The organism is Sphingomonas sp. EC-HK361, from assembly GCF_902498785.1.
GTDB lineage: Bacteria > Pseudomonadota > Alphaproteobacteria > Sphingomonadales > Sphingomonadaceae > Sphingomonas.
The window spans coordinates 628,580-654,752 of record NZ_LR701493.1; the positions used below are offsets into that span (position 1 = coordinate 628,580).

The window sequence follows — 26,173 nt, forward strand, 5'->3', positions numbered from 1 at the left end:
CCCGCCCGGCAACCGCCCCTGCGATCAGGGCTTCATCGTCGTCCCGTCGAGCGTGACGTCCGACACCATCGTCCGGTCGGTCGCGTCGCGCGCGACTGCCACGCGGTAGCGACCGGGCGTGATGCGCCAGCCGGGCAGCTTCGCGTCATAATCGGCGACGATGCGCGGTTCGGCGGTCAGCGTCACACGCCGCGCTTCGCCGGGGTTCAGCGTCACGCGGGTGAAGGCGGCGAGCCGCATCGGCGCATCGCTCCCTTCGCGCGTGACGTAGATCTGCGGCACGTCGGTGCCGGCGCGCTTGCCGGTGTTCACCACCTCGACGCTGACGGTCAGGGACGCGCCTCCGGTGACGACCGGGTTGCGATAAGCAAAGTCGGTGTAGCTGAGGCCGTGGCCGAAGGCGAAGAGCGGCGTCTGGTGCTGGCGCTCGTACCAGCGATAGCCGACATCGGCGCCCTCGACATAGTCGATCGGGAAGCTCTTGAGTTCGAAGCTCGACGCATTGGCCGGGTTCGCCGCCGCCTGCACCTCCAGGCTGTTCAGCGTGTCGAGGCCGACCGGCGCGGCGCGCGGCGCCTGGCGGCGGTCGGCGGGGAAGGTGATCGGCAGGCGTCCCGAGGGATTGATCCGGCCGGTGAGCACGCCCGCGATCGCCTCGCCGCCGCGCTGCCCTGGGTACCAGGCCTGGACGACCGCCGGCACCTGCGACAGCCACGGCATGAGCACCGGCCCGCCGGTCTCGAGGACGACCGCGCTGTTGGGCTGCGCCGCCGCGACTGCCGCGATCAGCGCATCCTGATGATAGGGTAGCGAAAGATCAGCGACGTCCTGCGCCTCGGTCGTCCACTGGGTGGCGAAGACGATCGCCATGTCCGCGCCGCGCGCCGCGGCGGCTGCCTTTGCCGGGTCGAGCCCGTCGACGAAGGTGATCCGCGCCTTCGGCAGCGCCGCGCGCAGAGCCTTGAGCGGCGAGGAGGCGTGGTAGGTGATCCGCGCGAAGGACGAGGCCGCGCCGGTCGCGAGCGGAATCTCGACCGGCGCGCCGCCGACCGAGCGGACCTGGCTCGATCCACCGCCCGACAGCACGCCGACATCGGCGCGCCCGCCGATCACGACGATGCGTTTCGCCGAGGCCGCGAGCGGCAGGACGTTGCGGTCGTTCTTCAGCAGGACGATGCCGGCCTCGGCCGCGCGCTCGGCGACCTCGGCATGGCGCGCATAGGGAATCGCCGCGGGCGTGGCTGGCGTCGGCGTGTCATAGGCGCCGGTCGCGATGAGCCCCGTAAGATAGCGCGCGACCATGTCGTCGAGCCGCGCTTTCGACACCTGCCCGGCTTCGACCGCGGCCTTCAGCGGCGCGGCGAAATACATCGCCTTGTCGAGCTCCTGCCCCGATTGCTGGTCGAGCCCGGCATTCGCGGCCTTGGCGGTGGAATGCACCGCGCCCCAGTCGCTCATGACCCAGCCGGGATAGCCCCAGTCGCGTTTCAGCACGTCGTTCAGCAGATGGTCGTTCTCACACGCCCAGTCGCCGTTCACCTTGTTGTAGGCGCACATGACGGACGCGGGGTGTCCGCGCTCGATCGCGATCTGGAAGGCGAGCAGGTCGCTCATCCGAAGCGCCGCCTCGCCGATCCGCGCATCCGCGACCATCCGCCCGGTTTCCTGCGAATTGAGCGCGAAATGCTTGATCGTGGAGACGATGCGGTTCGACTGGACGCCGGCGATATGCGCGCCCGCGAGGGTGCCGGCGAGAAGCGGATCCTCGCCCAGATATTCGAAGTTGCGCCCATTCCACGGATCGCGCGTCAGGTTCACGCCGCCGGCGAGCAGCACGTTGAAGCGTTTCGCACGCGCTTCCGCGCCGATCATCGCGCCGCCCGCGCGCGCGATCTCGGGATCGAAGGTCGCCGCGGTCGCGAGGCTGGAAGGCAGCGCGGTCGCGACGTCGCCCTTGCGCTGCTCGATCTGGTTGGCGACGCCGAGCGAGGCATCGCTTTCGCGCACCAGCGGCACGCCGAGCCGGGGGATGCCGTCGATATGGCCCGCGGACGGGATGAGCGTGTTCGCGGTCTTGCCCTTCGCCATCGGCGGGAACAGGCCGTGGAGAAGCGCGATCTTCTCGTCGAGAGTCATCCGTGCGACGATCGCGTCGGCGCGGGCACGGGCGCCATCTTGGGCGGCGCTGCTGGTGGGCGACGCGGTCTGCGCCACGCCAACGCCCGACGCCCAGCCGACGATCAGGCTCGCGGTCGCCAATGCTGCCATGACCCGCTTCTTCATCCCATCCTCCCCTTGGTGTGCCGACGGTTTGCGCCGCGCGTTTCTCGGGGAAGGTCAAAGCATACTCAGGGAACGTTCACAACCGCGGAATTCCAGCGATTATCTCCCTTGACAGAATCGCCGAAATCGAAGAAGTGAACGTTCTCAATGAGCGCGGGGCAGCTGCGCCTGACAGGGATTCGAAGGGGAGGATTTTATGCGCAGCGTCCACGCTCGCCTGCTTTCGCAACTGGCCATCGGCGTTTCCACCTTCGCGCTTGTCGCGGCGCCCGGCATTGCCGCCGCGCAGGATGCCGCCGCCACAGTCGGCAATCCCGGCCCCTCGCAGACCGATCCGCAGACCCCTACGGATCAGGCAGGCGACGACATCGTCGTTACCGGCATCCGTGCCTCGCTGCGCGAATCGATCAATCTGAAGCGCAACGCGCAGGGCGTCGTCGATGCGATCTCGGCCGAAGATATCGGCAAGTTTCCGGACACGAACCTCGCCGAGTCGCTCCAGCGCATCACCGGCGTGTCGATCGATCGTTCCAACGGCGAGGGGCAGTTCGTCACCGTCCGCGGCTTCGGCCCCGAATATAACCTCGTCGTGTTGAACGGCCGCCAGATGCCGACATCGGTCATCGGCGACGGCAACAGCGCGCCGGTCTCGCGCTCGTTCGATTTCGCAAACCTGGCATCTGAAGGCGTCGCCGCGCTCGAGGTCTACAAGTCCGGCCGCGCGACCGTGCCCTCGGGCGGCATCGGTTCGACCATCAACATCCGCACGCCGCGCCCGTTCGACAAGATGGGGCTGCGCGGCTCGCTGTCGGCGCGCGGCGTCGTGGATACGTCGCAGAACGGCAAGAACGATATCACGCCGGAAGTCTCAGGGATCTTTTCCGACACCTTCGCCGACGACCGGATCGGTGTGCTCATCACGGGCGCGTATCAGAAGCGTCATTTCAGCGTGAACCAGGCGAATGTCGGCTGGCGCGACGGCTATCTGGGGTCGGAAAACAACTGGGGTTCGCTCGCGCAGCCCGGCGATCCGCGCTATGCCAACATCACCAACCGGCCCGACGCGACCGACGTCTATCAGGTGCCGCAGAATGCTGGCTATGACGTGGTCAATGGCCGGCGGGAGCGGATCAACGGCCAGGCGGTGCTGCAATTCCGCCCCACCGACAGCCTGACCGCGACGGTCGACTACACCTATTCGCGCAACACCGTCGACATTCGCGATAACAGCGTCGGCATCTGGTACAACCATAACGACACGTCGAGCGCATGGACCGACGGGCCGGTCGCGGGGCCGATCTTCTACACCGAGCGCTTCACCGCTGCCGAGGCCAAGGACCTCGCCTATTCGGCCGCGCAGACGTCTGCGCGCAGCGAGAACAAGTCGATCGGCGGCAATCTGGAATGGAAGGCGCCGGGCGGCGTGACGATGACGCTCGACGCGCATCACTCGACCGCGGAGTCGAAGCCGAACAACAAATACGGCAACAGCAACTCGGTCGGCACCGCGATCTTCGGGGTCCAGAACCAGACGATCAATTTCGATCACGACCTGCCGGTCATCTCGTTCAACATGTATCCGGGGATCGATCCGCTCAACAAGGCGCTGATCGTCCCAACCGGCAACGCGTTCCGCAATTCCTATTTCCGCGACGAGATCAACCAGGTCCGCGTGAGCGGCCATTACGACCACGATCAGGGTTTTCTCGACAGCCTCGACTGGGGATTCGAGTTCACCGACAACAAGGTGCGCTCGGCCTACGGCGTCCTGCAGAACGATACCTGGGGCGGCACCGGCGGCGACAGCGCGGCGCAGCGTGCGGCGGCGGCGGCACTCGTGCCGGACGATATCTTCCAGCTCGTCAGCATCCCGGACAAGTTCTCCGGCATCAGCGGCGCGAACGATCCGTCGATCGTCCAGTCCTTCTATTCGTTCAATCTGCCGCGCATGGTGTCGATCCTCGACGCGGCCTACGGCATCTGCGGCGGCGATAACGACTGCCGCACACCCTATACGACCGACAGGCGTATCCACGAAAAGACGATCTCGCCCTATTTCCAGTTCAACGGCAAGTTCGACATGTTCTCGCGGCCCGGGCATCTGATCGCCGGGGTTCGGTGGGAAGACACGGTCATCAATTCGTCGGCCCTGGTGCCGACCCCGGTCGGCACGCGCCAGAATTCGCAGAATGAATTCAACGTCCTGTACTCGGGCAGCGGCTTCACGACCTTCAAGGGGCATTACCAGAACTGGCTGCCCTCGGTCGATTTCGACATCGAGCCGCTCGACGGCGTCAAGCTGCGCGCATCGTACAGCCATACGATCACCCGCGCCGATTACGGCAGCCTGCAGGGCGGGCGTACGCTCGACACACTGTTCCGCGTCGGCGGAGGCACGGGCCAGCAGGGCAATCCGGGCCTCATCCCCTACAAATCGAAGAATATCGATCTGTCGGCGGAATGGTATTACGGCAACGAAAGCTACATTTCGGTCGGCTATTTCCACAAGAACGTGTCGAACTATATCGGCGTGACACAGGTGAACACGCCGGCGTTCGGGCTGACGACGCCGGTGGGTGGCCCGCGCTATCAGGCTGCGCTTGCGGCACTGGGCGCGAATGCCACCTTCGCCCAGATCCGCGATTATATCGGGGTGAATTTCCCGAACACGGTGACGCGTGACGCACAGGGCAATCCGGTCACGATCCTCGGCCAGCCGAACGATCCGCTGGTCAACTTCGTGATCTCGACGCCGTTCAACAGCGATCAGACTGCGGCGGTCGACGGCTTCGAATTCGCCATCCAGCACAATTTCTGGAACACCGGCTTCGGCACGATCCTCAATTACACGATCGTCAACGGCAACCGGAAATACGACAACACCCTGCCGGCCAGTATCTCGCAGTTCGCGATCACCGGCCTGTCGGACAGCGCCAACGCGGTGCTGTTCTTCGACAAATACGGCATTCAGGCGCGCGCGGCGTATAACTGGCGCGCGGAGTATCTCTCGGGGTCGGGGATCAACCCCTATTATATCGAGAGCTACGGCCAGCTCGATGCGAGCGCGAGCTACGCGATCACCCCCAATGTCGCGGTGTTCGCGGAAGGCATCAACCTGACCGGCACCGACCGCCGCGGCCATTTGCGCTCCGACCGCAACGTCTTCTTCTCCACGAAGCAGGATGCGCGGTATTCGGCGGGCGTGCGTTTCACTTTCTGAGTCCCCTATGAGCCAGCTTCCCATCGGGAGGCTGGCTTTTTTTTGGCCGGGGCGACAGGATCGAGGGCAGGGTCAAGGGTCGAACCGTGGTTGACGCAGCAATCGAGAGGGTCGTGATCGTCGGCGGTGGCACCGCCGGCTGGCTCGCCGCCTGTCGCATCGCTGCCGCGGCCGATCCTGCGGCCGAGCGCCCCGTCTCGGTCACGCTGGTCGAATCGCCCGATATCGCGACGATCGGGGTGGGCGAGGGGACGTGGCCGACGATGCGCCGCACCATGGCGCGGATCGGGATCGACGAAGCCGAACTGCTGATCGCCTGCGATGCGTCGTTCAAGCAGGGCTCGCGCTTCGACGGATGGGTGACGGGCGAGGCGGGTGACAGCTACCACCATCCCTTCACCCCGCCGATCGCCGGCGACCCGCGCGAAGCGGCGCGGCTGCGCCCCGGCGACGCCTTTGCCGATCGCCTGTGTGCCCAGCCGCAAATCTGCGCGCTCGATCTCGCGCCGCGCCAGCGATCGATGCCTGGCTATGCCGGCGCGCTGAACTACGCCTATCACCTCGATGCCGCGAAGCTCGCGGCGCTGCTGAAGCGGCACGCGACCGGGCGGCTCGGGGTGCGGCACGTCCGCGACCACGTGCTCGATGTGGAGGCGGCCGAGGGCGGGGATATCGCGTCGGTGCGGACGCGCGACAATGGGGCGATCGCCGGCGATCTGTTCATCGATTGCACCGGCCACGCCGCGCTGCTGATCGGCGAGCATTGCGGCATCGACGTTGTCGATCGCAGCGACGAGCTGTTCAACGACCGTGCGCTGGCCGTGCAGGTGCCGGTCGCCCCCGGCAGCGCAATCGCCGCGCAGACCAACGCGACCGCGCATGCGGGCGGATGGATCTGGGATATCGGGCTGCCGACGCGGCGCGGGGTCGGTTGCGTCTACGCCTCCACCTTCATGGATGACGCCGCGGCGGAGGCGACGCTGAAAGCGTATCTGCGCCGCACCACGCCCGATTGCGATGCCGATGCGCTGAACATCCGCCTGCTCACCTTCCGATCGGCGCACCGTGAGCGGTTTTGGGCCGGCAACTGCCTTGCGATCGGGCAATCGGCGGGGTTCCTCGAACCGCTCGAGGCCTCGGCGATCGTGATGATCGAGCTGGCGCTCGATGCGCTCATTGACGACTTTCCCGCCAACCGCGCGGTCATGGCGGTGCAGGCGGAGCGCTTCAACGCGCAGTTTCGCTATCGCTGGGACCGGATCGTCGAGTTCCTGAAGCTCCATTATGTACTGAGCCGGCGCACCGAACCTTATTGGCGGGCGCACCGCGATGCTGGCTCGATCCCGTCGCGGCTCGCCCAATCGCTCGAACTGTGGCGCCACCGCGCGCCGGCCGCGATCGACTTTCCGGCGAAGGACGAGGTTTTCCCTGGCGCCAGCTACCAGTTCGTTCTCTACGGCATGGGCTTCCTGCTGCCTTCGGGCGTGGCGGTTGCGGAGCGCGAGGGGGGCGATATGGCCGCTGCGATACGCCAGGTCGAACAGCGCGGGCGCGCGCTTGCCGCGAGCCTTCCGACGAACCGCGCCTATCTCGATGCGCTGCGTGCCGAGCACGCGGGCACCGACCCGATCCTCGAAAGATATGCCGAATGACGACCCACGCCATCCTGACCGCAGAAGCGCACCGCGACCTCCGGGTGCGGCAGGAGCGCGGCGCGCATCTCGGCGACGCGCTGATGTGCGCGGTCGCGATGCCCGCGGAGTTTCGCCAGCTTCAGGCCGAATATGCAATCCTGTTCCGCCTCAATCCCGAACGCGACCAGTTCAGCGCGGTCGCGATGTTCGGGTTCGAGAATGGCGAGAACCTGTATCTGGACGGCGACCGCTGGGACGCGCGCTACCGCCCGCTCGCGATCGACATCCAGCCGTTCCTCATCGGCGGCAAGCCCGAGGAGGACGGCGACAAGCAGGTCCATGTCGACATGGCGTCGCCGCGGATCGGCGGCGAGGAGGGCGTGCGGGTGTTCGACCGGCAGGGGCTGCCGACCCCGTATCTGGAACGCGTTGCGGAAAATCTCGGCGCGCTCGACGCGGGCTTTCGCGATGCCCCCGGATTCTTCACCGCGCTCGAACGCCATGCGCTGCTCGAACCGTTCACGCTCGAGGTGACGCTGGACGACGGCAGCACCAACAGGCTCGTCGGCTTCCACACCATCAATGAGGATCGGCTGGAGCAGCTCGACGCGCAGGCGCTCGGCGAGCTGCATGCCGCCGGCCATCTGATGCCGATCTTCATGGCGGTTGCTTCGCTTTCCAACCTTTCCGCGCTGATCGCGCGCAAGAATCGCCGGATGTTCGGTGGCTGAAGCCGATCCCGGCCTGCTCGCCGGCCTGAAACCGGTGGAGGAGATCGCGGTGGCGGATGCCGCCGATCTCGATGCGCGGCTGCTGGCGTCGGACACGCCGTTCATCGTGCGCGGGCTGGTGGCGGACTGGCCGCTGGTGAAGGCGGGGCGGCAATCGGCGGGCGCAGCGCGCGACTATCTGCTCGGCCATCACCGCGACCGGCAGTTCGTCGTCTCGGTCGGGCAGACCGGCAGCGACGGGCGGCTGTTCTACGACGACGCGATGGCGATGAACTTCCGCACGCTGAACGCGCGGCTGCCCGAAATCTTTGCGCGGATCGCCGACATGGCCGGGCACGCGGACGCCCCACCCGTCTATCTCGCGTCGATCGACATGCACGAATTCTTCGACGGGCTGCACGAGGCGAACCATGTCGATCTGGGCGACCGCACCCCGCTCGCCAGCATCTGGATGGGCACCCGCACGCGGATCGCGGCGCATAACGACATGCCCGACAATCTCGCCTGCGTCGCGGTCGGCGCGCGGCGCTTCACGCTGTTTCCCCCCGACCAGTTCCGCAACCTGTATCTCGGCCCGCTCGACAACACGCCGGCCGGCCGCGCGGTGAGCATGGTCGATTTCCATGCGCCCGACGCCGCGCGCTTCCCGCGTTTTGCGGACGCGCTAGCGCATGCGCAGGTCGCGGAGCTCAAGGCAGGCGACGCGCTCTACATCCCCGCCTTGTGGTGGCACCATGTCGAGGGGCTCGCCGCGTTCAACGTGCTGGTGAATTACTGGTGGCGCGATTCCCCGCGCTGGATGGGACAGCCGCAGGACGTGCTCAACCATGCGCTCATGGCGATCCGCGACCTCCCGCCGGCGCAGAAGGACTATTGGCGCGACATGTTCGATTACTACGTCTTTGCGAACGACGACGCGGTCACCGCGCATATCCCCGCCGGCGGACGCGGCATCCTCGATCCGATGACGCCGACGCTCGCCGGGCGAATCCGCGCCTTCCTGCTGCGGGCGCTGAGCCGATGACGCCGCGCCGGATCGTCATCGCGGGCGGCGGCACCGCGGGCTGGATGGCGGCGGCGGCCATCATGCGCACGATGGGGCGCACGGCGGAGGTCACGCTCATCGAATCGGACGCGATCGGCACGGTCGGCGTCGGGGAATCGACGATCCCGCCGCTCATCACCTTCAACCGGCTGCTCGGCATCAACGAGGCAGAGTTCATGGCCGCCACCCAGGCGACCTTCAAGCTCGGCATCGCGTTCGACGGGTGGAAGGCGCCGGGGCACGGCTATTTCCATTCCTTCGGCCTGACCGGCAAGGATCACTGGGCGGCCGGTTTCCAGCATTTCTGGCTCAATGCGCAGACCCGCGGGCAGACCCAGTCCTATGACGACTATTGCCTGGAACTGATCGCCGCGCGCGAGGGGAAGTTCGCGCATCTGCCGAACGATCGGATGAACTACGCCTACCAGCTCGATTCGACGCTCTACGGCCGCTTCCTGCGCCGCATGGCGGAAGGCGACGGCGTGACGCGGGTCGAGGGCAAGATCGCGCAGGTCGATCTGGACGGGACAAGCGGTCATATCGCGGCGCTGTTGCTCGAATCGGGCGTGCGGATCGAAGGCGACCTGTTCGTCGACTGTACCGGCTTTCGCGCGCTGCTGATCGAACAGGCGCTCCACACCGGCTTCGACGACTGGACCAACTGGTTGCCGTGCGACGCGGCGATCGCGGTGCAGACCGAAAGCGTGGCGGCGGCCGTGCCCTACACGCGCGCGATGGCGCATGATGCGGGCTGGCAGTGGCGCATCCCGCTGCAGCACCGGGTCGGCAACGGCATCGTCTATTGCCGGCGCTATCTGGACGACGATGCCGCGCTCGACCGGCTGCTGAATAATGTCGAGGGGCGCGTGCTGACGACCCCGAACAAGCTCCGATTTGTGACCGGCGCGCGGCGCAAGCAGTGGCACCGCAACTGCATCGCGATGGGGCTGTCGGGCGGGTTCATGGAGCCGCTGGAATCGACGAGCATCCATCTGATCCAGCGCGCGATCCTGCGGCTCATACGAATGATGCCGCATGGCGAGATCAGCGCGCGCGACATCGATGAGTTCAACGAGCAGCAGCATCTCGACATGCTGCAGATCCGCGATTTCCTGATCCTCCACTACAAGGCGACCGACCGGCGCGACAGCGGCTTCTGGCGGCAATGCGCGGCGATGGACGTGCCCGACAGCCTGGCCCACCGGATCGCGCTGTTCCGCGAAACGGGGCGCGTTTTCCGCAAGAACGAGGAGCTTTTCGCGGAAAACAGCTGGGTGCAGGTGATGATGGGGCAGGGAATCATGCCGCGGACCTGGCACCCGATCGCGGAAAAGTTGAGCGATGACGATCTTGCCAAGTTCATGGCGGGCTTGCGCGACGGCGTGACCGCGACGGTGCGCAGCCTTCCCGACCATGCGAGCTATGTCGCCAGTTTCTGCGGCACGCCGCGCAGCGACGCGGCCTGAACCGCCTCATGGGTCGCCGTCGCCAGTCCGTTACCATTCGCCATGTCGCGGCCGATGCCGGGGTGTCGCTGCAGACGGTCAGCCGAGTCATCAACAAGGAGCCGAACGTCCGGCCCGAGATGATGGCGCGCGTCCAGGCGTCGATCGAGAAGCTGGGCTATGTGCCCTCGATTGCCGCGCAGCGCATGGGCGGCTCGCGCTCCTATCTGATCGTCGCGCTCAACGACCGCGAGCGCACCATCGCCGACTGGCGCAGCCGGCAGGGTACCGACTGGGTCGATCAGATGCTGCTCGGCGGGATGCTGACCTGCGCCGAGCACGGCTACCGCCTGATCGTCGAGCTGGTCGATACGCATAGCGACCATATCGAGCGCGAGCTGATGGGCGCGGTCGCGGCGCTCCAGCCGGACGGCGTGATCCTGACGCCGCCGCATTCGGAGAATGTGCTCATCACCCGGCTGCTCGATCACCACGGGATCAGCTTTGCGCGGATCGGATCGCTCAAGGACGGCAGCGGCTTTGCGCTGACGATGGACGACGAGCGCGCCGCGCGGCTCGCGACCGAGCATCTGGCGGAACTCGGTCACCGGCGCATCGGGTTCATCGCCGGATCGACCGAATATGAACTGAGCGGCTGGCGTGTGGCGGGGTGGCGGGCGGCGATGGCGGCCTTGGGGCTGGGCGTCGACGGGCTGCTCGCGCAGGGCGATTTCAGCTACGAATCGGGCAGGCGCGCGGCGGCGACGCTGCTGTCGAGCGAAGACCCGCCGACCGCGATCATCGGCAGCAACGACCAGATGACGCTCGCGACGCTCGAGGTCGCGCGCGAACGCGGGCTGGACATTCCGGCCGACCTTTCGCTGGTCAGCTTCGACGACACCCCGATCGTCCGCTTCACGCACCCGCCGCTGACCGCGATCGTCCAGCCGATCGCGGAGGTGGCGGCACGTGCGGTCGAACTCATCATCGCGCAGAAAGCGGGGCGACCGACGCCGGGCGAGCCGATCGTGGTGCCGGCAAGCCTCGTCGCGCGCGGATCGAGCGCACCGGCGCGCACGCTGGCAGACCAGCCTTCCAAATCGCTGTTGCGTCCCTAGATGGGCGCGATGTTTCAGTTCGATATCGCCGCCGGCTCGAAGGCCGATCTTTACCACGACCTCACGGCTGCGCTCGACGCGCTGACGGCGGACGAGCCCGATGCCATCGCCAACATGGCGAACGCGGCCGCGCTGATCTGGCAATATCTGCCCGACCTCAACTGGGCGGGATTCTACCGGGCGGTGGACGGAGAACTTGTCCTCGGCCCGTTCCAGGGCAAGCCGGCGTGCATCCGCATCGCGCTGGGCAGCGGAGTCTGCGGCACCGCGGCCGCGACGCGCGAGACGCAGCTCGTCGCCGACGTCCACGCCTTTCCCGGCCACATCGCCTGCGACGCGGCGAGCGCTTCGGAAATCGTCGTGCCGATCGTTCATGAGGGGCGACTGGTCGGGGTGCTCGACCTCGACAGCCCGAGCGCCGGCCGTTTCGATGCGGACGATCGCAAGGGCTGCGAAGCGCTCGTCGCAATCCTCGCCCCCCGGGTCGCCTGATCCATATCGGGACTCGCTCGCGCGTGGAGCGTGGGCGCTGCCGGTGGTAAGCAACCCGGTAATCCGGCGTGCGTTGGCCGCGCGGAACAGGGAGACCGGTATGCGGATGCTGATCGCGGCAGCGGCGCTGACTTCAATCGCGGGGCTTGCCGGCACGGCGCAGGCGCAGGGGATGGCCGGGCGCGGCCACTCCGGCGGACCCGGCATGCATGCGTCGCCCACTGGCGGCCGGATGCATGGCCGCTGGTGGGGCGGATCGCGCGCGCCGGGCGGCTGGGCGGCCTACCGCGCGCCGGTGCGCGGGTGGGTTCTCCCCCGCTATTGGGTCGCGCCGCAATTTTACGTCGTCGACTGGCGCGGCTACGGCCTGCCGCAGCCGCCGGTCGGCTATCGCTGGTCGCGCTATTACGACGATGCGGTGCTGATCGACGACCGCGGATCGGTTTACGATACGATGGACGGCATCGATTGGGACCGCGCCGCGATGCCGGGCCCCGACTATGCCTATGACGAACCCGGCTTTGGGCCCCCGCCGGACGGTCCCGGCGCGGGCTTTGCGCCACCGCCGTCGCGCGGTCCCGGCGGCTATCCGCCGCCGCCATCGATGGGCCCCGGCCCGGTCGTGACCGCGACCGGCGGCGGGCGCGTGCATAGCGAAACCCACGTAACCGGTGGCGGCTATTACGCAGCGGGCTATTACTACCCGCCAGCGACCGTCACCACGATCACCATCGACAACCCCGATTGTGGTGAGACGACGCATACCGAATATGTGACCGAGCGCGTCGTGCGCCCGCGCGCGCCGCGTCGCCCTGCGCCCACCAAGCTGTTGCGGCGGACGCCGACCAAGGCCTTGCGCCGGTAAGATTAACTCCCTCACCGGTGCCTGCGGGGGGGCGCTGCGTCTTCGCTCAGGCGGGAGACGCAGCGCCCCTTTTGCGTTGAAGGATCAGCGCTTGCCGCGCGACAGCATCCAGCGCGCCGCCATGAACAGCAGGAAGCCGGCGAACGCCGTGCCGACAACGGCGATCGTGACGACGCCGGCGACACGCAGGATCGCGTAGAACAGCGCCTCGACAAAGCGGCCGATCGCGACCGACAAGTGGATCATCGGGCGCTCAAATGTCGATCAGCGCACGCGCTTCCACGTTTGCGTCTTGCACGCGATGTTGCCGAGCAGGCAGCCCTTGCCGACCAGCGTGTTGCGATCGACGAGCTCGATCGTGCCGTCGAACGTCTTGTCGATGTCGGGAACATAGACCTGGCCGTACCACAGCCCGTCATCGTCGCGGCGGAAATCGTGGAAGAGCTCTGTGCCGACAAGCCGGGCGGTGCCGCCGCGGGCCGCGTCGTCCTGCGCCTTCGGGCTGGCCCACACGACACGCCCGCACATGCCCGATCCTTGGCCCGCCCCGCACCGTGCCGCCTTGATCCGGACGCTGTTCGATCCGTTGCGCCAGATGCCTTCCCATGACGGCGCGCGCTGCGCGGACGCGGGGATCGGGCCGGCGAGCAGGGCAAGGGCGGCAATCGTGCGGATCATCGGCATATCCTTGGGGCTGGTTTGCGGCGAAGATAGGGCGCTGCGCGGCGGATGGAAGCTGGCGTCGCTGTGCCGCGCGCGTTAGGCCGGCATCGTGACTGCGACCCCCGATATCGTCCCGGACAGCGAACATCGCGGCCTCGTCGCCGCGCTGCCGCCGCGGGTGCGCGCCTTCGCGCTGCTGGCGCGGTTCGATCGGCCGATCGGGTGGTGGCTGCTGTTCTGGCCGGGCGCCTGGGGCGTGGCGCTGGCGGGTGGCGCGGTGGAGCGCTGGCCTTTGATCCTGTGGCTGCTCGTCGGCAGCATCGCGATGCGCGGGGCGGGGTGCGTCTATAACGACATCGTCGACCGCGACCTCGATCGAAGGGTGGAGCGGACCCGCAGCCGGCCGCTGGCGAGCGGGACAGTGTCGCTGAAGGCGGCGTGGGTCTGGCTCGCGCTGCTGTGCCTCGTCGGGCTGGTCGTGCTGCTCCAGTTGCATGTCTATGCTGCGGTGGTCGCGGTGCTGAGTCTCGGCGCGGTCGCCGCCTATCCGTTCATGAAGCGGATCACCTGGTGGCCGCAGGCGTGGCTGGGGATCGTCTTTTCCTGGGCCGCGCTCGTCGGGTTCAGTGAGGCGTGGGGCGTGCTCGCGGCGCCGGGGGTGCTGCTCTATGCCGGCTCGATTGCGTGGGTCATCGGCTATGACACCATCTATGCGCTGCAGGACCGGGAAGACGATGCGCTGATCGGGGTGCGGTCCTCCGCGCTCAGGATGGGGGCGCATGTAAAGGGCGGAGTGGCGCTGTTCTATGCGCTCGCGCTCGCGCTCTGGGCGAGTGCGGTGTGGGCGGTGCGGCCCGATCCGCTGGCGTTGGTCGCGCTGGTGCCGGTGGCGCTGCACCTCGCGTGGCAGGCCGCGACGCTGCGCCCCGACGACGGCGCCGGGGCGCTCGCGCGGTTCCGGTCGAACCGGTTCGCGGGGTTGCTGATGTTCCTCGCCTGCGCGGTCGTGGCGACGCCGCTCTAGCAACGTGGGCGCGGCGCGCCTAAGTCGGCGGCGATGCTGACTCCCGATCAAGCCGCCGCCCACGCCCAGGATATCGTCGCGCGCGCCCGCGCTGCCGGTGCCGATGCCGCCGATGCCGTCTTCGCCGCCGATGCCGCGACCGAGATTTCGGTGCGGCTCGGCAAGCTGGAGGATGTCGGGCGATCGGAGAATGAGGAGCTTGGCCTGCGCGTGTTCGTCGGCAAGCGCACCGCGAGCGTGTCCACCTCCGACCTGTCGCGCGAAGCGATGGACGCGCTGGTCGAGCGGGCGGTGGCGATGGCGAAGGAAGCGCCCGAGGACAAATGGGCGGGACTCGCGCCCGAGGAACGGCTGCTCCGGGGTGCGCCGCCGATGCTCGATCTCGACGATGGCGGAGAGATCGCGCCGACCGAATTGCGCGCGATGGCCGAAACCGCCGAAGATGCTGCGCGCGCCGTGCCGGGCGTCACCAACAGCGAGGGTGGCGGGGCGAGCGCCTCGCGCAGCGTCGGCGCGTTCGCGACGAGCCACGGCTTTGCGGGCGCCTATTCGGGCACGAGCTACGGCGTGTCGGCCAGCGTCGTCGCGGGCACCGGCGGCGGGATGCAGCGCGACTACGACTATTCCTCCACCCGCCACCGCGCGCATCTGAGCGCGCCCGAGGAGATCGGACGCAGCGCCGGCGAACGCGCGGTCGCGCGGCTGAACCCCGGCAGGATGACGAGCGGCGCGGTGCCCGTGGTGTTCGAGCCGCGCGTCGGGGCGAGCCTGATCGGTCACCTCATCGGCGCGATTTCGGGCCAGGCGATCACCCGCAAGACGAGCTTCCTGCTCGACGCGCTGGGGAGCCAGGTGTTCGCGGACGGGGTAAGCGTGCAGGACGATCCACACCGCCCGCACGGGCTGCGCTCGCGGCCGTTCGATGGCGAGGGGCTGCCGGTGTCGCCGACGACGATCGTCGAAAACGGCGTGCTGGAGACGTGGCTGCTCGATTCCGCCTCGGCGCGGCAATTGGGCTTGGAGCCGACCGGTCACGCTGCGCGCGGCGTCGGCGGCGGGGTCGGCGTGACGACGAGTAACCTGTTCATGGCCGCGGGGCATGTGCCGGTCGCAACGCTGATCGCCGACATCGCCCGCGGCGTGTTCGTGACCGAGCTGATCGGGCAGGGCGTCAACGGCGTGACCGGCGATTACAGCCGCGGTGCTGCGGGGTTCCTGATCGAGAATGGCGAGATCGCCGGCCCGGTTGCCGAATTCACGATCGCGGGCAATCTGAAGGACATGTATCGCCAGCTGACGCCTGCGAACGATCTCGTCTTCCGCTATGGCACCAACGTGCCGACGCTCAGGATCGACGGGATGACGGTCGCGGGTGGCTGAGGCCGGTCTTGCGCGCGCGGTCGCATCGGTCGCGGCGGAGGCGGCGCAGATGGCGCTCGCGCGGTGGCGCACGGATTTCCGGCGCTGGGAGAAGGAGCCGGGCAGCCCGGTGTGCGAGGTCGATCTCGACGTCGACCGGATGCTGCGCGCGCGGCTCGCCGGGTTGTTGCCCGAGGCCGGGTGGCTGTCCGAGGAGACGGCGGACGACGCCGACCGGCTGGCGCGCCAACATGTGTGGGTGGTCGATCCGATCGACGGAACGCGCGACTATATCCGCGGGCGCGAAGGCTGGGCGATCTCGATCGCGCTGATCGAGGGCGGGCGCCCGGTGATCGGTGTGCTGGATGCGCCCGCGCGGCGCGAGGCCTGGGCGGCGGTGGCGGGCAAGGGCGCGTGGCGCAACGGCGTCGCGCTGGCGGCGGGGACGCGAACCGCGCTGGCCGGCGCGCGGGTGCCGACCGACAGCCTGCCCAAGGTCGACAGCGATCTGATAGCGGTCGCCAAGCCGAACTCGATCGCGCTGCGCATTGCAATGGTCGCCGCCGACGAGGCCGACCTGCTCGCGACGCTGCGCTGGGGCCACGAATGGGACATTGCGGCGGCGGTCCTGATCGCGAGCGAAGCAGGCGCCGCGACGAGCGACGCGCTGGGCCAGCCGCTGGCGTTCAACAAGCCCGACCCGCAGGCGTTCGGAGTGCTGGTGACGGCGCCGGGGATACACGCGGCGGCGGTGGAGCGGTTGAGCGAGCGGGCGGCGGCGATCGTTGGGCGATGACGGTTTCCGCCCCAGATCACGCCGTTAACGTCCCGAATTATGAATCCCGAAACCTGCCGTCGTTTCGGCCTAGATAGTGAATTCGGTGACGGTGAGATGCGCCTGTGGTCGAGCGAGGGCGTGAAGCACGATCCAGCATAGGGCCGTCGTCAGACCATAGAAGCTGCCAATCGCAGTATTCTTCCCGTCGCCGCTGGAGATGAAACCGAGCATCAGGCCGCCACCAACAACGCCGATTGCGATAAGCGCGGCATAGCGCCAAATCATCGGTCGGCCTTGTTCTGCGAGGGCTCCATATGCGGTCGCAAGGAGAAAAAGCGAACCGGGCAAAACGAACATCAGAGGAATGAAGCTTGCCCGTTCGATGTTTCCGAAGAGGATCAGCGACGCGATGGCACAAGCTGCAACAGCAGCAAGAATGCTCACGAGCATGATGCGCAGGAAGGCCATGGCTGAGGCTACATCAAGTCGTTGCTTTCGCGAAAGAGCCGAGTGTGATTCAGCCATTGGGAGGACCCGATCTACCGCGTCCGCTAAAGCCATCGCGCTGCCGAAAACAGCCGGGGGGCTACTCACCTGCAATCTTGCCGTTCGCTACCAAGATCGGCGCTGTTTGCTTGGAACCCATGCCTTCCCTGATCCGGTCTTTTTCAAGAACCAGGTGGCGAGGGCCATTGGCGGGCGGTGTGGATCAGAACGAGAATCCATATCGTGTCCTCGACAACCTCGTAAACGAGGCGATAGCTGCGATGCGGGGTCAGTTCGCGCGTGCCGGGGACTTCCCCTTCATGTCCAAGCATCGGGAAGTCGGCCAGCCCGACGACCGCATCGCTGAACAGGCGGTCGATCCGTAGCGCGGCATCGGGATCGCGTGCCGCCAGATATTCCCAGATCGCCGCGCGGTCCTGCTCGGCCTCCGGCGTCCAGACGATCTTCACGCCTGATCGGCGACCCGTTTGCGGCGGGCTGCGAAGTCGGTTTCCACCGCTTCGTTAGAGCGGCCACGCGCCTCCTGAACCGAAGCGCGTGCCGCACCGACCTTGCGGTGGAGAAAGGCGCTATGGTCGCGCAGGTCCTGCTGGCGCTGGACGAACTCCCGCATCATTTCACGGACCACTTGAGACGCTGGACGGTGGCTCGCCTCGGCCGCGGCCATGAACTCGGCGCGCAGATCGGGTTCGAGCTTCATCGTGAATATGGCGGCTTTCGACATAGCATCCTCGCAAGCGGTACTGACGAGGTATATACCAACATCGCCAATACGGGGCAATCGCCGCTTCCGGCTACGCGCCCTCGTCCCCCTTGTACTTCATCTCCAGATACCGTCCGCGCGTTGACAGGCTGTCGAGGTCGCCCTGCGCGAGCCTTGCAGTCATATCGGCGATTTCCTGTTCGATCACCTTCAGCCCGGACACCAGTTCCGCATCCGGGGTGCGGCCGTTGCGTTCGGTGGTGCGTAGGCTTGCGGGGACCTTGCCGTAGTCGCGGATGAAGTCGGGGAGCTGCTCGCCCACCAGGCGGCGGATTTCCAGCGCGTCTTCGGTGCCGTCGTCGAGCGTCGCAAGCTGGGGCGTGAGCGCATCGAGGCGCACGCCGATCTGGTCGACGAGCGTACGCGCCGGCGCGGGGAGCGCGGGGCGTTGCGCGGACAGCCAGCGTTCGGTTTTTGTTGGGAGCGCCTTCAGGTCGCTCGTCCTGAGCACCTGCGGGTCGGGCGCACGGGCGGCGGGGGCGAAGGCGATCGCCAGCGTGATCGCAGCCATCAGCAACAGCACGAGCAGCGCGCCGAAGATGCCGATCGGAAGCACCATCCCAACGATGACGGCGGCGATCAGCAGGACGGCGTTCGCGCCGCCGATCAGCGCGAGCCGCTTGGCCAACGTCGCGCCGCGCTGCGACCGGCGCAGCGGCGGCAAGGGCGCGCCGCCGCCGCGATAGTCCTCGGCGACGCGCTGCATGGTCGCGCGGGCGCGCTCGATCGTGATGTCGGTTTCGGTGGACATGGGGCGGACTTACAACGCCTCCAGCTTGAACTGATCGGGGGTGGAGGTGACCCGGTTCTGCGCCGCACCCTCCGCGCGCGCGATGTATCCTCGCGACTTCTCGACTTCGGTGGTCAGCGCGCCGACCGTCGTCTTCATGCTGTCGAGCGCCTTCAGCTTGAACACGTCGATCGCGTCCATCGTGTCATAGACGTTCTGGAACGCGCGCTGGAGCACTTCGATCGGGATCGTCGAGCTTGCCGCCTGCTCGTGGATGCGCGCGGTGTTTTCCTTCAACAGCTTGCCAGTCGAATCGATGATGTTCGCGGTCGTGGTGTTCAGCTGGGTGATCTGTTCCAGCACCAGCTTCTGGTTGGTCAGCGCCTGCGCGACGGTGACCGCGGTGCGCAGCGCCGAGACGGTGGTGGTCGACGCGCGGTCGACGCCCTTCACCAGCTCGACATTGTTCTTCTTGACGAGATCGAGCGCGAGATAGCCCTGCACTGTAACCGCCATCTGGGTCAGCAAGTCCTGCGTGCGCTGGCGGGTGTAGAACAAGGCGGTTTCGCGGATCGCCTTGGCCTTGGCGGGGTCGGTCGCGTCGAGCTCGTTGGCCTTGTCCTCCAGCTTGCCGTCCATCGTCTTCGATAGGTGGATCATCTGCTCGAGCCGTCCCATCGCGCTCCACAGATTCGCGCGCTCGGTATCGATCGCGGCATTGTCCATGAGGAGCTCGTCCTTGCCCGACGAGAGGCTTTTCAGGATCGAGGAGATGTGGGTCTGCGACGAGCGGTAGCTGTCGAAATAGTCGCGCATCTTCGACCCGAACGGGATGATGCCGAAAATCTTCTTCGGCCCCGACAGCGCGCCTTTCTTCCCTGGATCGAGGTCCTCGATGAGGCGGCGCAGCTGGGCGAGGTCGGCGCCGACCCCGGTGTCCTTGTCCATCGCGCGGATCGGGCGGTCGAGGAAGCGGTTCGACTGGCCGGCGGCGTCGCGGATTTCCTTCTGCCCCATCGCGGTGATCGCATCGACGCGCTTGCCGAATTCGGGGCTGTTGACGTCCTGCGCGACAAGCTGATCGACGAAACCGTCGACGCGCTCCTCCAGCTGCGACCGCGTGCGGGCATCGACGGGAACGAGCCCTGCGGCCTTTTCCGGCGTGACGCTTGGCACCGGATCGGGCGGGGTCAGGACGAGATCCTTTTCCGCAATCCCGGTCATTGCCGCAGTCTCGGGCGTGGTCGCCATGTTGTCTCTCCATTCGGGCCGGACCAGACCCTGACGCCGAAGCGACAGGGGTTCAAGCGTGTTATGAAGATAATACGGCGCCGCGCGGGCGCAAGTAAATCCCCTGACGCCAAACTGTCCCGCAACCGACACGGGTCCGTCACGGGACTTTTCTAGCGCGAGGCCAAGACTGGCGAAAAGGGGACCTTCATCATGCACCGCGCTCTCGGCGGCGGCTTTGCCGCGCTGCTGCTCACCGTCTCGCCCGCAGCGATCGCGCAAGCGGTGCAGGATACGCCCTCGGCGGAGCCTGCCGGCGACGACATCATCGTCACCGCCCAGAAGCGCGACGAAAAGATCAGCGACGTGCCGGTCACCGTCAGCGCCGTGTCGGGCGAGCGGATGGCCGATATCGGGGTCAACTCGCTGAGCGAGGTAGCGATGTATGTGCCGGGGCTGCGCATCCAGGAGCAAAGCGCCAACAACCCCGGCTTCGTCATCCGCGGCATAACCTCCGATTCGGGATCGGCGCAGCAGGGCGCGCGGGTGACGCTCTATTACAACGGTATCGACATCTCGCGGTCGCGCGGCGCGTATCAGGACCTTTACGATATCCAGCGCGTCGAGGTGGTGAAGGGGCCGCAGGCGACGCTGTTCGGGACCGCTGCCGCGATCGGCGCGGTTTCGATCATTTCTAACCCGGCGGAGGCGGGCACGTCGGCGGGGCTGACCGCCACTTACGGCAACTACAACCGCACGCAGGTGCAGGGCTTTCTGAACGCCGGCAACGACGTGATCGCCGGACGGCTGGCCTTCGCCTACAAATACCGCGACGGCTATGTCCGCAACATCGCGGGCGACCCGAATGTGCCCAACCAGAACCAGGGCAAGGTCGATCAGGATGATCTCTATGGGCAGGACCAGCGCGGCATCCGCGGATCGCTTCGCTTCACGCCTTCAGATCGGGTGAGCGCTGACCTCGTCCTCACCTATGACGGCCAGCGCAATACGGGCACCCCGTTCAAGAGCCGCGCCTTCGCGCCGACCGGCGGGCAGACCGGCAACTATGGCTATGCCGAACTCTCGGGGTCGCCGTTCAGCCAGCAGGTGCTCGGCGACCGCAAGCTTGGCCTGAAGCGCAATGTCTATGACGCGAACGTGACGCTGACCTGGGACGTGGCGCCGGGCGTCACCTTCACCACCGTCAACGGCTATCGCCGGTTCGACAGCAACGAGGTGTTCGACGCCGATGGCGGCCCTGCCTGGTATCTGGAATTCGCCGAGGACGCGCGCGGCGACCAGTGGAGCCACGAAGGCCGTTTCCAGTTCACCGGCGACACCTACCGCGCATCGTTCGGATGGAACGGCTTTTTCGAAAACGGATCGCAGCGCGTGCCGTTCTCGACCGAGGAGGGGACGTATCTCGCCTGTTCGGTGACGCCGTCCTTCGCCGCGATCCGCGCGGCGCTGAACGGGGCGGGCATCCCGACCGGCCCGGCCTGCGTCGCGGCGAACGGCACGATTCCCGCCACGCGCGCGACCGCGGTGCTGACCCGCGGCGCGGCGACGCAGATTCCCTACGCCTCGGTCTTCACCAACTTCGGCAACAACGATGCCTATTCGGTCTTCGCCGACGGCACCTGGATTCCGACCCCGAAGCTGGAACTGACAGCCGGCGCGCGCGTCCTGATCGAGGATCGGCAGTCGGGCTACAGCAGCGTGCAGCCGAATTCGACGATTCTCGCCGCGCTCGGCGTGCGGTCGAGCCTGCTCGGCACGGTCAGCACCGGCGGCGCGAAGTTCGTGGCGGAGAAGAGCTACTCGGCGATCCTGCCGCGCTTCAACGCGCTTTACCGGCTGAGCGGAACGCTCAACGCCTATGCGACGGTCAGCAAGGGGCGGCGGTCGCCGGTGGTCCAGCTCGACGGACAAAGCGTCGCCGGCGTCGTCGTGCCGCGGCTCCAGCTGGTGCCCGAGGAGAACACCTGGAACTACGAGATCGGGCTGAAGGCCGGCGGCGGCAGGCTCACGGGCACGCTTTCGGCCTTCTACCAGACCTATAACGGCTTCCAGGTATCGGTGATCGATTCGGCGGGCGTCGCGCGGACGCAAAGCGCCGGATCGGCGAAGAACCCCGGTGTCGAGGTCGAGGCGACGTGGCGGCCGACATCGTTGCTCTCGCTGTTCGGCAGCTTCGCCTATATCGACGGCAAGATCGACAAGGGCGGCAACGTCGCGCCTGCCTATGCCGGCGCCCGCTTCCGGCTCCAGCCGAAATATACGGCATCGGGCGGCGCGTCATTGCGGCTGCCGCTCGGCGGGGGCGCGGTCTTCTACGCGACGCCGTCCGTGACCTATCAGAGCAAGGTGTTCTTCGAATTGCCCAATTCGGAGGCGATCAGCCAGGGCAGCTATGCGCTGGTCAACCTGCGTGCCGGGGTGGAACTGGCCGACGGACGCTACCGGATCGGCGGCTTCGCCCGCAACCTGCTCGACCGCCGCTATCTGATCGACGCGGGCAATACCGGCGGCGGGTTCGGCGTGCCAACCTACATCGCCGGTGAGCCGCGCTTCTACGGCGTGGAGGTCTCGGGGCGGTTCTGACCTACATTGCACCGGCGCCGACGCTGCTATATAGCATTGCTATATAGCAGTGGTGGACGATCTTCGATGAATGACATGGCCAGGATTTTCTGGAGCGGACGTAGCCAGGCAGTACGCTTGCCCAAGGAATATCGCTTCGAAGGGCAGCAAGTCCGGATCAGTCGCGACGGTGACAAGGTGATTCTGGAACCGGCTGTAGAGGACGGCTGGTCCTGGCTCGCGCGCCTGCAGCCGATGGACGATGACGCCGTTGTTGCTGTGCTTGAACGCCCAGGCCCCGAAATCATGCCGGAAGGTCCCTCCTTCGACTGATGCTGTATTCGTTTGACAGCAATATCGTGATCGCGCTCATGGCCCAGCACCCCGCGGTGGTTAAGAGGACGATGCAACAAGCGCCGGGCGACGTCGTGATGTCGAGCATCGTCCTCCACGAACTGACATTCGGTGCGTTCAACAGTCATCGGGCGGCAACGAACCTCGATCGCCTGGCCGCTCTGAACTTTCCGGCGATCTCCTTCGATATCGACGACGCGCGCATGGCCGGTGAGATACGAGCGCGGCTGAAGCGTGCAGGCACGCCGATCGGGCCATATGATCTGCTGATCGCGGGGCAAGCGCTCGCCCGCGACCTCACGCTGGTGACCGCCAATACGCGAGAATTCACGCGGGTCGACGGCCTGCGCATCGAAAACTGGATTGGCTGACCCTTTCCGCGGCGCAACAAATGCGCTAGGGGCGCGGGAACTTTTCACCCCCACCCGAAAGCAGTTCCATGAGCCTCCGCAACGTGGCGATCATCGCGCACGTCGATCACGGCAAGACGACCCTGGTCGACCAGCTCTTCCGCCAGTCGGGCACCTTCCGCGACAATCAGCGCGTCGAAGAGCGCGCGATGGATTCGAACGATCTGGAAAAGGAGCGCGGGATCACGATCCTCGCCAAGCCGACCTCGATCGAATGGGACGATCACAAGGGGCACAAGACCCGCATCAACATCGTCGACACCCCCGGCCACGCCGATTTCGGCGGCGAGGTGGAGCGCATCCTGTCGATGGTCGACGGCGTCATCCTGCTGGTCGATTCGGCCGAAGGCGCGATGCCGCAGACCAAGTTCGTGACCGGCAAGGCGCTCGCGCTAGGGCTGCGTCCGATCGTCGTCGTCAACAAGGTCGATCGCAGCGATGCGCGCATCCAGGAAGTGCTGGACGAGGTGTTCGACCTGTTCGTGTCGCTGGAGGCGACCGACGAGCAGCTCGATTTCCCCGTGCTCTACGCAAGCGGCCGCAACGGCTACGCCTCGACCGACGCGGACGCGCGCGAGGGCACGCTGACGCCCATGTTCGAGACGATCGTCAACCATATCCCGGCGCCCAGCGTCGATGTCGATGCGCCGTTCACGTTCCTGGTGACGCTGCTCGACCGCGACAATTTCCTCGGCCGCATCCTCACCGGCCGCGTGAACTCCGGAACGGTGAAGCTCAACCAGCCGATCCACGCGCTCGACAATGACGGGAAGGTGGTCGAGACGGGCCGCGCCTCCAAGATCATGGCGTTCCGCGGGCTGGACCGCGTGCCGGTCGACGAGGCGAAGGCGGGCGACATCATCTCGATGGCGGGGCTGACCGTCGCGACCGTGTCGAACACGATCGCGGACACCTCGGTCAGCGAGCCGCTCCATGCGCAGCCGATCGATCCGCCGACGCTGTCGATGCGCTTTGCGGTGAACGACAGCCCGATGGCGGGGCGCGAGGGCAGCAAGGTGACGTCGCGCATGATCCGCGACCGGCTGTTTCGCGAAGCCGAATCGAACGTCGCGATCAAGGTGACCGAGGCCGCGGACCGCGACAGCTACGAGGTCGCCGGCCGCGGCGAGCTCCAGCTCGGCGTGCTGATCGAGACGATGCGCCGCGAGGGCTTCGAGCTCGGCATCAGCCGCCCGCGCGTGCTCTTCGGTGAAGACGAGACCGGCGCCAGGACCGAGCCGTATGAGACCGTCATTATCGACGTGGACGAGGAATATTCGGGCACGGTCGTCGAGAAGATGAACATCCGCAAGGCCGAGATGACCGATATGCGTCCCTCGGGCGGCGGCAAGACGCGCATCACCTTCTCCGCCCCTAGCCGCGGGATGATCGGCTATCACGGCGAGTTCCTGTCGGATACGCGCGGCACCGGGATCATGAACCGACTGTTCGAGAAATACGGCCCCCACAAGGGCAACATCGAAGGCCGCAAGAACGGCGTGTTGATCTCGAACGGCGCCGGCGAGGCGAACAGCTACGCGCTCGGCCCGCTCGAGGATCGCGGGATTCTTTTCGTCGGCCACGGCGAGGCGCTGTATGAAGGCATGGTGATCGGCGAGAACGCCAAGACGGACGACCTTGAGGTCAACCCGATGAAGGCCAAGCAGCTGACGAACTTCCGCGCGAGCGGCGGCAAGGACGATGCGATCCGGCTGACCCCGCCCAGGAAGATGACTCTGGAACAGGCCATCGCCTATATCGACGACGATGAGATGGTCGAAGTCACGCCGAAGTCGATCCGGCTGCGCAAGCGTCACCTCGATCCGCACGAGCGCAAGAAGGCCTCGCGCGCCAAGATCGCGGCCTGATCCTTGCCGGCGGCGGTGACCCGGCCTGGGCCGCCGCCGACGCAGCCCGCCACCGCGATCCCGGACCGCGCCGCGTCGGCGTGGCGCATCCGGCTCGCTTATTACTGGCGGCATGGGTGTATGCCCGATCTTGCACGGCCGACGCGCTTCACGGAACTCGTCCAGCGCCGCAAGCTGATCGATCGCGACCCGCGAATGCCGCTGCTGGCGGACAAGGTCGCGGTGAAGGCGTGGGTCGCGGATCGGTTGGGTAGCGACTGGGTCACGCCGACCTGGTGGGAAGGGCGCGCGCTGCCTCCGACACCGCGCTGGACTGCGCCGTTCGTCGTCAAATCGCGTCACGGCTGCAACCAGAACGCCTTCGTCCTTGATGCCTCTGCCGACTGGCAGGCGATCCGCGCGCGCTCGGCGCGGTGGATGGCGATGCGCTATGGAACGTGGCTCGACGAATGGGCCTATGCCGACATCCCGCGCGGGTTGTTGATCGAACCGTTCGTCGGCACACCGCCGGCGTTGCCGATCGACTACAAAATCTACGTTTTCGGCGGGCGCGCGGAGTATATCCAGGTCCATCTCGGTCGCGGGCGGGTGCACCGGTGGATGCTGTTCGATCGCGACTGGCGTCGCGTCTCATCCTCCACCGGCGACGCCGATCCGCCGCGGCCGCAATCGCTGACCGCGATGATCGCCGCAGCGCAAACGCTGGCGAAGATCTTCGATTTCGTTCGCGTCGATCTGTACGAGATCGGCGGTCGGCCGCGCTTCGGGGAAATGACCTTCTATCCTGGCTCGGGCCTCGATCCGTTCGATCCGCCGTCTCTCGATCTCGCGATCGGCGCGAAGTGGCTGGCGGCGATCTGCGATCCATCGTTGCGCGATACGAAAAGCAGCACGCGGATCAACGCCCCGAGCACGATCATCAGCCCGGCGAAGAACAGCGATAGTCCCAGCATCAGGCCATAGAGCAGCGGTTGCGCACCGCCGATAGCCCGGGCTGTCAGGACGAGGACGGTCACGAACGCAGCCACCGCAAGCCCGGCAATAATCCAATGCCCGTCGCACGCCGCCCAG

At 66.9% G+C, this 26,173-nt stretch carries 24 protein-coding genes; 16 read left to right on the forward strand and 8 right to left on the reverse strand.

Features of this window, described 5'->3' with window-relative positions; all coding sequences use genetic code 11:
• Positions 1-24: 24 nt before the first annotated feature.
• A complete protein-coding gene (locus BOS5A_RS04430; RefSeq protein ID WP_151953978.1) occupies positions 25-2,283 on the reverse strand; it encodes a beta-glucosidase in 2,259 nt (752 codons plus the stop codon).
• Between the two features lie 196 nt (positions 2,284-2,479).
• On the opposite strand from BOS5A_RS04430, the gene BOS5A_RS04435 reads away from it, so the two are divergent.
• The 8 genes from BOS5A_RS04435 (at position 2,480) to BOS5A_RS04470 (ending at position 12,833) form a co-directional block, all read left to right on the forward strand.
• Positions 2,480-5,503: a TonB-dependent receptor gene (locus BOS5A_RS04435; protein ID WP_151953979.1), complete on the forward strand. Its 3,024-nt coding sequence runs from the start codon at positions 2,480-2,482 to the stop codon at positions 5,501-5,503.
• An 86-nt stretch (positions 5,504-5,589) separates the two neighbouring features.
• A complete protein-coding gene (locus BOS5A_RS04440) occupies positions 5,590-7,155 on the forward strand; it encodes a tryptophan halogenase family protein (protein WP_234419197.1) in 1,566 nt (521 codons plus the stop codon).
• Positions 7,152-7,868, forward strand: a complete 717-nt coding sequence (locus tag BOS5A_RS04445) for a SapC family protein (protein WP_151953980.1) — start codon at positions 7,152-7,154, stop codon at positions 7,866-7,868. The genes BOS5A_RS04440 and BOS5A_RS04445 overlap by 4 nt, the downstream gene beginning before the upstream one ends.
• Positions 7,861-8,892, forward strand: a complete 1,032-nt coding sequence (locus BOS5A_RS04450; protein WP_151953981.1) for a cupin-like domain-containing protein — start codon at positions 7,861-7,863, stop codon at positions 8,890-8,892. Before BOS5A_RS04445 ends, BOS5A_RS04450 begins: the two co-directional genes overlap by 8 nt.
• Positions 8,889-10,379 carry a tryptophan halogenase family protein gene (locus BOS5A_RS04455; RefSeq protein WP_151953982.1) on the forward strand — a complete coding sequence of 497 codons (1,491 nt, stop codon included), beginning with the start codon at positions 8,889-8,891 and terminating at the stop codon, positions 10,377-10,379. Before BOS5A_RS04450 ends, BOS5A_RS04455 begins: the two co-directional genes overlap by 4 nt.
• An 8-nt stretch (positions 10,380-10,387) precedes the next feature.
• The gene (locus BOS5A_RS04460) at positions 10,388-11,476 is read left to right on the forward strand and encodes a LacI family DNA-binding transcriptional regulator (protein ID WP_151953983.1); all 1,089 of its coding nucleotides are present in this window, start codon (positions 10,388-10,390) and stop codon (positions 11,474-11,476) included.
• Between the two features lie 9 nt (positions 11,477-11,485).
• Positions 11,486-11,968: a GAF domain-containing protein gene (locus tag BOS5A_RS04465; protein WP_151953984.1), complete on the forward strand. Its 483-nt coding sequence runs from the start codon at positions 11,486-11,488 to the stop codon at positions 11,966-11,968.
• A gap of 100 nt (positions 11,969-12,068) precedes the next feature.
• On the forward strand, positions 12,069-12,833 hold the full coding sequence (locus tag BOS5A_RS04470; protein ID WP_151953985.1) for an RcnB family protein: 765 nt from the start codon (positions 12,069-12,071) through the stop codon (positions 12,831-12,833).
• Between the two features lie 84 nt (positions 12,834-12,917).
• Here BOS5A_RS04470 and BOS5A_RS04475 read toward each other — a convergent pair whose 3' ends face one another.
• On the reverse strand, positions 12,918-13,079 hold the full coding sequence (locus BOS5A_RS04475) for a hypothetical protein (RefSeq protein WP_199857198.1): 162 nt from the start codon (positions 13,077-13,079) through the stop codon (positions 12,918-12,920).
• 18 nt (positions 13,080-13,097) lie between these two features.
• On the reverse strand, positions 13,098-13,511 hold the full coding sequence (locus BOS5A_RS04480; RefSeq protein WP_234419198.1) for a DUF2147 domain-containing protein: 414 nt from the start codon (positions 13,509-13,511) through the stop codon (positions 13,098-13,100).
• Positions 13,512-13,605: 94 nt separating this feature from the next.
• Between BOS5A_RS04480 and ubiA the strand changes: the two genes are divergently transcribed.
• Genes ubiA through BOS5A_RS04495 form a run of 3 tightly spaced genes read left to right on the forward strand, consistent with a single transcriptional unit; the run spans position 13,606 to position 16,675 of the window.
• On the forward strand, positions 13,606-14,520 hold the full coding sequence (gene ubiA / locus BOS5A_RS04485) for a 4-hydroxybenzoate octaprenyltransferase (protein WP_151953987.1): 915 nt from the start codon (positions 13,606-13,608) through the stop codon (positions 14,518-14,520).
• A 33-nt stretch (positions 14,521-14,553) separates the two neighbouring features.
• Positions 14,554-15,900: a TldD/PmbA family protein gene (locus tag BOS5A_RS04490; protein WP_151953988.1), complete on the forward strand. Its 1,347-nt coding sequence runs from the start codon at positions 14,554-14,556 to the stop codon at positions 15,898-15,900.
• Positions 15,893-16,675, forward strand: a complete 783-nt coding sequence (locus tag BOS5A_RS04495) for a 3'(2'),5'-bisphosphate nucleotidase CysQ (protein WP_151953989.1) — start codon at positions 15,893-15,895, stop codon at positions 16,673-16,675. The genes BOS5A_RS04490 and BOS5A_RS04495 overlap by 8 nt, the downstream gene beginning before the upstream one ends.
• 69 nt (positions 16,676-16,744) lie before the next feature.
• Here the strand turns inward: BOS5A_RS04495 and BOS5A_RS04500 are convergent, their stop codons facing one another.
• The 5 genes from BOS5A_RS04500 to BOS5A_RS04520 form a co-directional block, all read right to left on the reverse strand.
• Positions 16,745-17,125, reverse strand: a complete 381-nt coding sequence (locus BOS5A_RS04500; protein ID WP_151953990.1) for a hypothetical protein — start codon at positions 17,123-17,125, stop codon at positions 16,745-16,747.
• A gap of 200 nt (positions 17,126-17,325) precedes the next feature.
• A complete protein-coding gene (locus tag BOS5A_RS04505; protein ID WP_151953991.1) occupies positions 17,326-17,613 on the reverse strand; it encodes a type II toxin-antitoxin system RelE/ParE family toxin in 288 nt (95 codons plus the stop codon).
• Positions 17,610-17,864, reverse strand: a complete 255-nt coding sequence (locus tag BOS5A_RS04510; protein ID WP_234419199.1) for an antitoxin of toxin-antitoxin stability system — start codon at positions 17,862-17,864, stop codon at positions 17,610-17,612. The genes BOS5A_RS04505 and BOS5A_RS04510 overlap by 4 nt, the downstream gene beginning before the upstream one ends.
• Before the next feature lie 94 nt (positions 17,865-17,958).
• On the reverse strand, positions 17,959-18,678 hold the full coding sequence (locus tag BOS5A_RS04515) for a hypothetical protein (RefSeq protein ID WP_151953993.1): 720 nt from the start codon (positions 18,676-18,678) through the stop codon (positions 17,959-17,961).
• Between the two features lie 9 nt (positions 18,679-18,687).
• A complete protein-coding gene (locus BOS5A_RS04520; RefSeq protein ID WP_151953994.1) occupies positions 18,688-19,908 on the reverse strand; it encodes a toxic anion resistance protein in 1,221 nt (406 codons plus the stop codon).
• Between the two features lie 192 nt (positions 19,909-20,100).
• Here BOS5A_RS04520 and BOS5A_RS04525 point away from each other — a divergent pair, with 192 nt between their 5' ends.
• From BOS5A_RS04525 to BOS5A_RS04545, 5 genes are all read left to right on the forward strand, one after another.
• The gene (locus tag BOS5A_RS04525) at positions 20,101-22,491 is read left to right on the forward strand and encodes a TonB-dependent receptor (RefSeq protein WP_151953995.1); all 2,391 of its coding nucleotides are present in this window, start codon (positions 20,101-20,103) and stop codon (positions 22,489-22,491) included.
• A gap of 75 nt (positions 22,492-22,566) precedes the next feature.
• Positions 22,567-22,803: an antitoxin gene (locus BOS5A_RS04530; protein ID WP_199857199.1), complete on the forward strand. Its 237-nt coding sequence runs from the start codon at positions 22,567-22,569 to the stop codon at positions 22,801-22,803.
• Positions 22,803-23,195 (forward strand): type II toxin-antitoxin system VapC family toxin, encoded by a 393-nt coding sequence (locus BOS5A_RS04535; protein WP_151953997.1) that lies wholly within the window; start codon positions 22,803-22,805, stop codon positions 23,193-23,195. Before BOS5A_RS04530 ends, BOS5A_RS04535 begins: the two co-directional genes overlap by 1 nt.
• A gap of 68 nt (positions 23,196-23,263) precedes the next feature.
• On the forward strand, positions 23,264-25,102 hold the full coding sequence (typA, locus tag BOS5A_RS04540) for a translational GTPase TypA (RefSeq protein WP_151953998.1): 1,839 nt from the start codon (positions 23,264-23,266) through the stop codon (positions 25,100-25,102).
• Between the two features lie 15 nt (positions 25,103-25,117).
• Positions 25,118-26,065, forward strand: a complete 948-nt coding sequence (locus BOS5A_RS04545) for an ATP-grasp fold amidoligase family protein (protein WP_234419201.1) — start codon at positions 25,118-25,120, stop codon at positions 26,063-26,065.
• Positions 26,066-26,173: the final 108 nt, after the last annotated feature.

Coding starts and splice junctions, on each gene's coding strand:
- BOS5A_RS04430 (WP_151953978.1), bottom strand. CDS start 2,283: ATGAAGAAGCGGGTCATGGCAGCATTGGCGACCGCGAGCCTGATCGTC.
- BOS5A_RS04435 (WP_151953979.1), top strand. CDS start 2,480: ATGCGCAGCGTCCACGCTCGCCTGCTTTCGCAACTGGCCATCGGCGTT.
- BOS5A_RS04445 (WP_151953980.1), top strand. CDS start 7,152: ATGACGACCCACGCCATCCTGACCGCAGAAGCGCACCGCGACCTCCGG.
- BOS5A_RS04455 (WP_151953982.1), top strand. CDS start 8,889: ATGACGCCGCGCCGGATCGTCATCGCGGGCGGCGGCACCGCGGGCTGG.
- BOS5A_RS04460 (WP_151953983.1), top strand. CDS start 10,388: ATGGGTCGCCGTCGCCAGTCCGTTACCATTCGCCATGTCGCGGCCGAT.
- BOS5A_RS04465 (WP_151953984.1), top strand. CDS start 11,486: ATGTTTCAGTTCGATATCGCCGCCGGCTCGAAGGCCGATCTTTACCAC.
- BOS5A_RS04470 (WP_151953985.1), top strand. CDS start 12,069: ATGCGGATGCTGATCGCGGCAGCGGCGCTGACTTCAATCGCGGGGCTT.
- BOS5A_RS04475 (WP_199857198.1), bottom strand. CDS start 13,079: ATGATCCACTTGTCGGTCGCGATCGGCCGCTTTGTCGAGGCGCTGTTC.
- BOS5A_RS04480 (WP_234419198.1), bottom strand. CDS start 13,511: ATGATCCGCACGATTGCCGCCCTTGCCCTGCTCGCCGGCCCGATCCCC.
- BOS5A_RS04490 (WP_151953988.1), top strand. CDS start 14,554: ATGCTGACTCCCGATCAAGCCGCCGCCCACGCCCAGGATATCGTCGCG.
- BOS5A_RS04500 (WP_151953990.1), bottom strand. CDS start 17,125: ATGGCCTTCCTGCGCATCATGCTCGTGAGCATTCTTGCTGCTGTTGCA.
- BOS5A_RS04510 (WP_234419199.1), bottom strand. CDS start 17,864: ATGAAGCTCGAACCCGATCTGCGCGCCGAGTTCATGGCCGCGGCCGAG.
- BOS5A_RS04515 (WP_151953993.1), bottom strand. CDS start 18,678: ATGTCCACCGAAACCGACATCACGATCGAGCGCGCCCGCGCGACCATG.
- BOS5A_RS04520 (WP_151953994.1), bottom strand. CDS start 19,908: ATGGCGACCACGCCCGAGACTGCGGCAATGACCGGGATTGCGGAAAAG.
- BOS5A_RS04525 (WP_151953995.1), top strand. CDS start 20,101: ATGCACCGCGCTCTCGGCGGCGGCTTTGCCGCGCTGCTGCTCACCGTC.
- BOS5A_RS04530 (WP_199857199.1), top strand. CDS start 22,567: ATGGCCAGGATTTTCTGGAGCGGACGTAGCCAGGCAGTACGCTTGCCC.
- BOS5A_RS04535 (WP_151953997.1), top strand. CDS start 22,803: ATGCTGTATTCGTTTGACAGCAATATCGTGATCGCGCTCATGGCCCAG.
- typA (WP_151953998.1), top strand. CDS start 23,264: ATGAGCCTCCGCAACGTGGCGATCATCGCGCACGTCGATCACGGCAAG.